Here is an 8,391-nt window from a genome sequence, read left to right on the forward strand (position 1 = left end):
GCTCCCCTGAACAACGCCGCGGGGACCCCGCATGAACCACAGCACCACGATCGACTGGTTCCGCAAGCCCGTCGACTCACCGGCCGACGGCACGCTCAACGCCTGCTACAACGCCCTGGACCGCCACGTGATCCGGGGCGGCGCCGACGACGTCGCCCTCACCCTGGACGCGAGCACCTGGACGTACGCCGAGCTGCTGGCCGAGGTGGGCGCCCTGGCGGGGGTGCTGCGTGCCTTCGGGACCGCCGTGGGCGACACGGTGGCGGTGGGCATCCTGCCCGTGCTCGAGGGCCTCGTGGTGACGTTGGCGGCGGCCCGCGTCGGAGCCGTCGTCGAGCACACCGACGACCTGGCGGCCCACGTCGCCACCGCGCGGGTGCTGGTGGCCCCGACCGACCCGGGCCTCGACACCGGCGACGTGCCCGTGGTCACGGTCGACGACAGCACCGAGCTGTCCTGGTCGATGGTGATGCGAGCCGGCCGGACCGACCCCGCAGGCTGCGCCGACGTCACCGGCGACGCGGTGCTCACCCGCTGGGGCGCCACCGAGCTGCGCGTGCTGGCGGCGCTCGAGCCCGGCGAGGTCCCCGTGCCCGCGGGCGCCTCCCTGCTCGAGGTGGGCGGACTGAGCCTGTGGGTCCGCGACGGGGGAGGCGAGCGGTGAGCGAGCGCCGTGACGTCGTCGTCCTCGGCTCCACCGGCTCGATCGGCACCCAGGCCCTCGACCTGGTGCGCGCCCACCCGGACCGCTTCCGGGTCGTGGGCCTCACCGCCGGTGGGTCCAACCCCGAGCTCTTCGAGCAGCAGGTCGCCGAGCTCGCCCCGGCGTACTCCGGCCTGGGCGAGGACGCCTCCACCGAGGCCGCCGGGATGGAGTGCGACGTCGTCCTCAACGGCATCACCGGCGCGGTCGGCCTGCGCCCGACCCTGGCCGCCCTCGACGCCGGCACGACGCTGGCGCTCGCCAACAAGGAGTCGCTCATCATCGGGGGACCGCTTGTCCGCGACCGGGCGCGCCCGGGCCAGATCGTGCCGGTCGACTCCGAGCACAGCGCGATCGCGCAGAGCCTGCGGGCCGGCTCCGCCGACGAGGTACGCCGCCTGGTGCTGACCGCGAGCGGCGGACCGTTCCGCGGCCGGTCGCGTGACGAGCTGGCCGAGGTGACCCCGCAGCAGGCGCTCGCCCACCCCAACTTCGCCATGGGCAAGGTGATCACCACCAACTCCGCGACCCTGGTCAACAAGGGTCTCGAGGTCATCGAGGCGCACCTCCTCTTCGACGTGCCCTTCGAGCGGATCGACGTGGTCGTGCACCCGCAGCAGCTCATCCACTCGATGGTCGAGTTCGTCGACGGCGCCGTGGTGGCCCAACTCGGGCTGCCCACCATGCTCGTCCCGATCGCCCTGGGCATGGGCTGGCCGGACCGGGTGCCCGACGCCGAGACCCCCATCGACTGGACCCGAGCCGCGGACTGGCGCTTCGAGCCGCTGGACGACGACGTGTTCCCGGCCGTCCGGCTGGCCCGCGAGGCGGGCGAGCGCGGCTCTACAGCCCCCGCGGTCTACAACGCCGCCAACGAGGTGTGCGTCGAGGCCTTCCACGACGGACGGATCGGGTTCACCGAGATCGTCGACACGGTTGGCCGCGTGCTCGCCCGCCACGACGTACCCTCGAAGGAGCACCTCACCGTGGACGACGTCCTGGCGGCCGACGCCTGGGCGCGCGACGAGGCGGCCCGCACCATCGTCACCACCAGCCCGACCCGCAACGGAGAACCGTGACCGCGCTCTACTACACGCTCGGCGTGCTGATCTTCGTCGTCGCGATCCTCGCGTCGATCGGCCTGCACGAGTTCGGGCACCTCATCCCCGCCAAGAAGTTCGGCGGCAAGGTCACCCAGTGGTTCGTGGGCTTCGGCCCGACGGTGTTCAGCCGTCGGATCGGCGAGACCGAGTACGGCGTCAAGGGGATCCCGCTCGGCGGCTACGTCAAGATCGTCGGCATGCTGCCGCCCGGCCAGGGCGAGGAGACGGTCGTCGACGAGGACGGCCAGACCCGGGTGCGCCAGTCCAACACCGGGATGTTCACCCAGCTCATCTCCGACGCGCGCGCGGCGGAGTGGGAGCACGTCCGGCCCGAGGACTCCGACCGGCTGTTCTACAAGTTCCGCTGGTGGCAGAAGGTCGTGGTGATGGCCGGCGGCCCGATGGTCAACATCGCCATCGCGTTCTTCCTCTTCTGGGGCGTGTTCGCCACCGTCGGCCAGGTCGTGGACGCCGAGCCCGAGCCGGTCGTGGCGGAGGTCGTCCCGTGCATCGTGCCGGCCGACGAGGACGGTCGCGCCTGCACGGCCGAGGAGCTGCGCGACAACCCGAGCCCGGCCGCGGCGGCCGGCCTCGAGCCGGGGGACCGGTTCGTCAGCTTCAACGGCACCGCCGTGACCGACTGGGACCAGGTCCAGCAGGCCATCCGTGACAACGGCGACCGCACCGCCACGATGGTCGTCGAGCGCGACGGCGAGCAGGTCGAGCTCCAGGCCACCACGCAGGTCCAGCCGCGGCCCCTCGACGCCGAGTCGCCCGAGGAGCTCACCCCGGTCGGCTTCCTCGGCGTGATGCCGGTGGCCACCCCCGTCTACGAGACCGGCGGTCCCGTCTACACGCTGCAGCAGATGGGCGGCATGGCCGTCGACACCCTCCAGGCGCTCGCCTCGCTGCCGATGAAGGTGTGGGACGTCGCGCAGGCCATCGTCGGCCTCGAGGAGCGCGACCCCAACGGCCCGGTCAGCGTGGTCGGCGGCGGCCGGCTCGCCGGCGAGGTGGCCTCGCACGAGACCTTCCCGCTCCAGGACAAGGTCGTCTCGCTGGTCATGCTCGTCGCGGGCTTCAACTTCTTCATCGGGATGTTCAACTTCATCCCGCTCCTCCCGCTCGACGGCGGCCACATCGCCGGCGCGCTGTGGGAGGCCGTCCGCCGCGGCTTCGCGCGCCTGCGCGGTCGTCCCGACCCGGGGTACGTCGACGTCGCCCGGCTCCTGCCGGTGGCCTACGTCGTGGGCGCCGCGATGCTGGTGATGGGCGTCGTGCTCATCGTCGGCGACCTCGTCGTGCCCCTCTCCCTCGTCTGAGCGGGGTCCGAGCAGGGGACCGGGCGACCCGCTCGACGGCACCGTCCGGGTGGCCACGGGCGTCCCAGTAGGCTGACGGCCATGACGTCCATCGGTCTGGGCATGCCCGCACTTCCCCCTCCGGTCCTCAGCCCGAGGCGCCCCACCCGCCAGATCAAGGTCGGCTCGGTGGGGGTCGGCAGCGAGAGCCCCATCTCGGTGCAGTCGATGACGACGACGCTGACCTCCGACGTCAACTCGACCCTGCAGCAGATCGCCGAGCTCACCGCCACCGGCTGCGACATCGTGCGCGTGGCGTGCCCGAGCCAGGACGACGCCGACGCGCTGCCCGAGATCGCCCAGCACTCGCAGATACCCGTCATCGCCGACATCCACTTCCAGCCCAAGTACGTCTTCGCGGCCATCGACGCCGGCTGCGCGGCCGTGCGCGTCAACCCGGGCAACATCCGCAAGTTCGACGACCAGGTCAAGGAGATCGCCCGGGCCGCCAAGGACCGCGGCACGTCGATCCGCATCGGCGTCAACGCCGGCTCGCTCGACAAGCGGATCCTGGACAAGTACGGCAAGGCGACGCCCGAGGCACTCGTCGAGTCCGCGGTGTGGGAGGCCGGCCTGTTCGAGGAGCACGACTTCCACGACTTCAAGATCTCGGTCAAGCACAACGACCCGGTGGTCATGGTGCGGGCCTACGAGCTGCTCGCGGAGGCCGGCGACTGGCCGCTGCACCTCGGCGTGACCGAGGCCGGCCCGGCCTTCCAGGGCACGATCAAGTCGGCCGTCGCCTTCGGCCACCTCCTCGGCCAGGGCATCGGCGACACCATCCGCGTCTCGCTCAGCGCGCCGCCGGTCGAGGAGGTCAAGGTCGGCCTCCAGATCCTGGAGTCGCTCAACCTCAAGCCGCGCCGCCTCGAGATCGTGTCCTGCCCCTCGTGCGGACGTGCCCAGGTCGACGTCTACAAGCTGGCCGAGGAGGTCACTGCAGGGCTCGACGGCCTCGAGGTGCCGCTGCGCGTGGCCGTCATGGGCTGCGTCGTCAACGGCCCCGGCGAGGCCCGGGAGGCCGACCTCGGCGTCGCGTCGGGCAACGGCAAGGGCCAGATCTTCGTCAAGGGCGAGGTCATCAAGACCGTGCCCGAGTCGCAGATCGTGGAGACCCTGATCGAGGAGGCCATGCGCATCGCGGAGGGCATGGAGCCGGTCGAGGGCGCGGAGGCCAGCGTCAGCGTCAGCTGAGGCCCCGCGTCCGGGCCCCTACCGCCCCTGACGGCGGAGCGAGGCGGGACCGATCTGTGGGAGGCTCGCGGACGTGGTCACCGAGCAGGGCACGGGCAGCCGGACGGACAGCGCGCAGGTGCGCCTGCTCGGGCCCGAGGACCGTGACCAGTTCCTCGCCCTCGCCGGCCGCGACCCGGTGGTCAACGTCTTCGCCGACTACCGCGCTCGGGTGACCAACCTCGAGCCGCGCTGGCTCGGCGGCGAGGTCTGGGGCCGGTTCCGAGGGTCGACCCTGGTGGCCGGCTGCCACATGGGGGCCAACCTCGTCCCGGTGGAGTGCACGCCGGAGGACATGCGGGCCTTCGCCGACAAGGCGATGTCCCGCGTCCGTTCGACGGCCACCATCGTGGGACCGCACGAGCCGGTCTCGGCCCTGTGGGACGAGGTCGGCGACCGCTGGGGCAAGCCCCGGGAGGCACGCTGGCGCCAGCCCCACCTCCAGACCAGCAGCGACCCGGCCGTGCGTCCCGACCCGCTCGTGCGCGTGACGACGAGGGACGACCTCCCGGCGCTCTACCCGGCCTGCGTGGCGATGTACACCGAGGAGGTGGGGGTCTCGCCCGAGGCCGGCGGCGGCAAGGACTACTACCGCGCCCGCGTCCAGCAGCTCATCTCCCGCGGCTGGTCCTTCGCCCGCTTCGACGAGCACGGGCAGGTCGTCTTCAAGGCCGAGGTGGCGTGCGCGACGCCGTACGCCGCCCAGGTCCAGGGCGTCTACGTCGACCCCGAGCGGCGCGGGGAGGGGCTCTCGGTCGCCGGGATGGCGGCGGTCGTCCAGCTGGTGCGCCAGCGGATCGCGCCGACCGTCTCGCTGTACGTGAACGAGTGGAACACCCCGGCCCGGGCGGCCTACGACCGCGTCGGGTTCACCGAGTCGGCGCGGTTCTCGACGCTGATGTTCTGAGCACGAGCGGGGGTTCGGGGTCGGTCGCGTTCTCGCAGTCGGCGAGGTCGCAACGGACTGTGGCGTACTCCGTGGCGTTGGTGTCGAGGAGCACGGTCGCGGGGTCCTCCCAGCGGATCGTGCCGAACCACTGCGTGGCGCGGTAGCGGGCCAGCCGCTCGCCCCGGACGTCACGCACGGTGATGTCCCGCGGGCCGACGCCGTCGCTGAGGATGTGCACGGTCGCGATCCGGGTGCCGTCGGTGTTGACGCTGTCCACCCGCTCGGTGCACGACCGCCACAGCACCCGGCCGGGACGGGAGAGGCGGCTCAGCACCGTGCAGCCGTCGAGGTAGGGGTCGGCGGTGTAGGTCGAGAGCAGGTCGTTCCCGAGGTCGGCCCGGCCGGCCGGACGGCGGGTGACGGTGGTGGTGCGCCCTGTCCCGGTGCTCCACCAGAAGACGCCGCGCTCCCACGTCGTCAGGAGCACGCGCCCGCCCCGCATGCCCAGGACGCTGGGGTAGTCGCGGAAGCCGCGCTCGGCCGTGCGGCGACCGCTGCGTGCCGAGTGGACGGAGACCGGGGAGCTGCGGCGGGTCCCGGTGCGCAGCCTGACCAGCTTGCGCCCGTCCTCGGAGACCGTGATGCTCCACGGGCTGGACCGCAGCAGGGTCCGCGTCGTGCCGTCGGGACGCAGCCGTACGACGCGTGGCGAGCCCACGCCGTCCTCGTCGGTGGTGCCGAGGATGAACGCCCGCCCCGACCTGCCGAGGAGTGTCACCTGCTCGGCGTCGATCCGGACCCGGCGGTCCCCGTCCACGAAGGTCGTCCCGTCGACGTGGGGGATCGCGATGTCCGCGCCGCGCGGCAGGTCGGCCGGGTCGAGGTCGGTGACGGGGACGCTTGCGCCGGCCGGGGCACCGGCCAGCAGTGCCGCCGTCGTGCCCAGGGCGAGGGCGAGCGTGAGGGATCGGAACCTGCGGGACCTGGCTGACCTGCGTGACATCGGGCGCCTCCGGGCGGTGGTGGGGTGCGAGCGCACTCCTCATGACATGGACGCGCGGACCGGCCGTCGCGTTGCAGCAATCTGGTTCGCGAGGCCGGCGGGCACGCCAGTAGCCTTCGCCCATGATCCTGCGCATGTCGAGCCTGTTCGTCCGCACGCTCCGAGACGACCCCAACGACGCGGAGGTCCCGAGCCACCGGCTGCTGGTCCGGGCGGGCTACATCCGTCGCAGCGCTCCGGGCATCTACACCTGGCTCCCACTGGGCCTGCGGGTCCTGCGTCGCGTCGAGAACATCATCCGCGACGAGATGGACGCCATCGGCGCCCAGGAGCTGCTGTTCCCCGCGCTGCTGCCCAAGGAGCCCTACGAGGCGAGCGGCCGCTGGACGGACTACGGCGACAGCATCTTCCGGATCAAGGACCGCAAGGGCGCCGACTACCTCCTCGGCCCCACGCACGAGGAGATGTTCACCCTCGTCGTCAAGGACCTCTACAGCTCCTACAAGGACCTGCCGCTCTCGATCTACCAGATCCAGAACAAGTACCGCGACGAGGCGCGCCCCCGCGCCGGCCTGCTGCGCGGTCGCGAGTTCGTGATGAAGGACTCCTACTCCTTCGACATCGACGACGCCGGCCTCGAGGCGTCGTACGCCAAGCACCGCGACGCCTACGTGCGGATCTTCGACCGCCTCGGCTTCGAGTACGTCATCGTCAAGGCCACCTCCGGCGCGATGGGCGGCTCGGCGAGCGAGGAGTTCCTCGCCAAGGCCGACGTCGGCGAGGACACCTACGTCCGCTGCACGCACTGCGACTACGCCGCCAACGTCGAGGCCGTCGCCGTGCGCCCGCCCGCCCCCGCGCCGTACGACGACGCGCCCGCGGCCCACGCCGAGGACACCCCCGACACGCCCACCATCGAGACGCTGGTCGACCACCTCAACGCGGCGTACCCGCGTGACGACCGCCCCTGGGAGGCGGGGGACACCCTCAAGAACGTCCTCGTGGTCCTCAAGCACCCCGACGGCACCCGCGAGCCCCTCGCCATCGGCGTCCCCGGCGATCGCGAGGTCGACCAGAAGCGCCTGGAGGGCCAGCTGGACCCCATCGAGGTGGAGGCGATGGACGAGGCCGAGATGGCCAAGCACCCGGCGCTGGTCAAGGGCTACATCGGCCCCGAGGTGCTGGGCGAGGACTCCAAGTCGGGCATCCGCTTCCTCGTCGACCCGCGCGTGGTCGAGGGCACCCGCTGGGTGACCGGGGCCAACACCCCCGGCTCGCACGTCCTCGACCTCGTCGTCGGCCGGGACTTCACCCCGGACGGCACCATCGAGGCGGCCGACGTGCGCGACGGCGACGCCTGCCCCAGCTGTGACGAGGGCACGCTGGAGTCGGCGCGCGGCGTCGAGATGGGCCACATCTTCCAGCTCGGCCGCAAGTACGCCGAGGCGCTCGACCTCAAGGTCCTCGACGAGAACGGCAAGCTGGTCACCGTCACGATGGGCTCCTACGGCATCGGTCCCTCGCGTGCCGTGGCCGCCATCGCCGAGGGGACGCTGGACGACAGCGGCCTGTGCTGGCCGCGCGACGTCGCCCCGGCCGACGTCCACGTCGTGGCCGCCGGCAAGGACGCGGCGATCTTCGAGGCCGCCGAGGAGCTGGTCGCGGCGCTGTCGAAGCAGGGCATCGACGTGCTGTTCGACGACCGTGCCGGCAAGGTGAGCCCGGGCGTGAAGTTCAAGGACGCCGAGCTGATCGGGGTGCCCACCATCGTCACCGTCGGCCGCGGGCTGGCCGACGGCGTGGTCGAGGTCCGCGACCGGGCCACCGACGAGCGCGTCGAGGTGCCCGTGGCCGACGCGGTCGCGCACGTCGCGTCGGTCGTGCGCGGCTGACGCCTGCCGGGTCCGGACGGAGGGACCGGAGCCCCGTGTCGCGATCACCGCTTCAGCGGTGATTCTGGCGCTTGCTGGCCGGGCGTAGTCGATCGGTCGAAGCAACGCTGATTTTTGAGGAGCGTTGCGGATGCCGAAGTGGATCTCGTTTGAGACCGAGGAGGAGTTCTTCAACCTGGTGTGTAGTGGTGCGCCGATCGCACACGC

The 8,391-nt window shown here is 72.1% G+C and carries 7 protein-coding genes; 6 read left to right on the forward strand and 1 reads right to left on the reverse strand.

The window, feature by feature from the left end; genetic code table 11:
• The first annotated feature begins 31 nt into the window (after positions 1-31).
• The 5 genes from DAI17_RS04790 (at position 32) to DAI17_RS04810 (ending at position 5,307) form a co-directional block, all read left to right on the forward strand.
• Positions 32-664, forward strand: a complete 633-nt coding sequence (locus DAI17_RS04790) for an AMP-binding protein (RefSeq protein ID WP_107771670.1) — start codon at positions 32-34, stop codon at positions 662-664.
• Positions 661-1,782, forward strand: coding sequence for a 1-deoxy-D-xylulose-5-phosphate reductoisomerase (gene dxr / locus DAI17_RS04795; protein ID WP_107771671.1), 1,122 nt, complete (start codon positions 661-663; stop codon positions 1,780-1,782). Before DAI17_RS04790 ends, dxr begins: the two co-directional genes overlap by 4 nt.
• The gene (locus DAI17_RS04800; protein ID WP_107771672.1) at positions 1,779-3,128 is read left to right on the forward strand and encodes a M50 family metallopeptidase; all 1,350 of its coding nucleotides are present in this window, start codon (positions 1,779-1,781) and stop codon (positions 3,126-3,128) included. The genes dxr and DAI17_RS04800 overlap by 4 nt, the downstream gene beginning before the upstream one ends.
• Before the next feature lie 81 nt (positions 3,129-3,209).
• Positions 3,210-4,361 carry a flavodoxin-dependent (E)-4-hydroxy-3-methylbut-2-enyl-diphosphate synthase gene (ispG, locus tag DAI17_RS04805; RefSeq protein WP_107771673.1) on the forward strand — a complete coding sequence of 384 codons (1,152 nt, stop codon included), beginning with the start codon at positions 3,210-3,212 and terminating at the stop codon, positions 4,359-4,361.
• A gap of 73 nt (positions 4,362-4,434) precedes the next feature.
• On the forward strand, positions 4,435-5,307 hold the full coding sequence (locus DAI17_RS04810; RefSeq protein WP_107771674.1) for a GNAT family N-acetyltransferase: 873 nt from the start codon (positions 4,435-4,437) through the stop codon (positions 5,305-5,307).
• On the opposite strand, the gene DAI17_RS04815 is transcribed toward DAI17_RS04810, so the two are convergent.
• The gene (locus tag DAI17_RS04815; protein WP_107771675.1) at positions 5,270-6,292 is read right to left on the reverse strand and encodes a hypothetical protein; all 1,023 of its coding nucleotides are present in this window, start codon (positions 6,290-6,292) and stop codon (positions 5,270-5,272) included. The genes DAI17_RS04810 and DAI17_RS04815 overlap by 38 nt on opposite strands.
• A gap of 122 nt (positions 6,293-6,414) precedes the next feature.
• Here DAI17_RS04815 and DAI17_RS04820 point away from each other — a divergent pair, with 122 nt between their 5' ends.
• Positions 6,415-8,184, forward strand: coding sequence for a proline--tRNA ligase (locus DAI17_RS04820; RefSeq protein WP_107771676.1), 1,770 nt, complete (start codon positions 6,415-6,417; stop codon positions 8,182-8,184).
• Positions 8,185-8,391: the final 207 nt, after the last annotated feature.

The organism is Nocardioides sediminis (assembly GCF_003047295.1).
In the GTDB taxonomy this organism is placed as follows: domain Bacteria; phylum Actinomycetota; class Actinomycetes; order Propionibacteriales; family Nocardioidaceae; genus Nocardioides; species Nocardioides sediminis.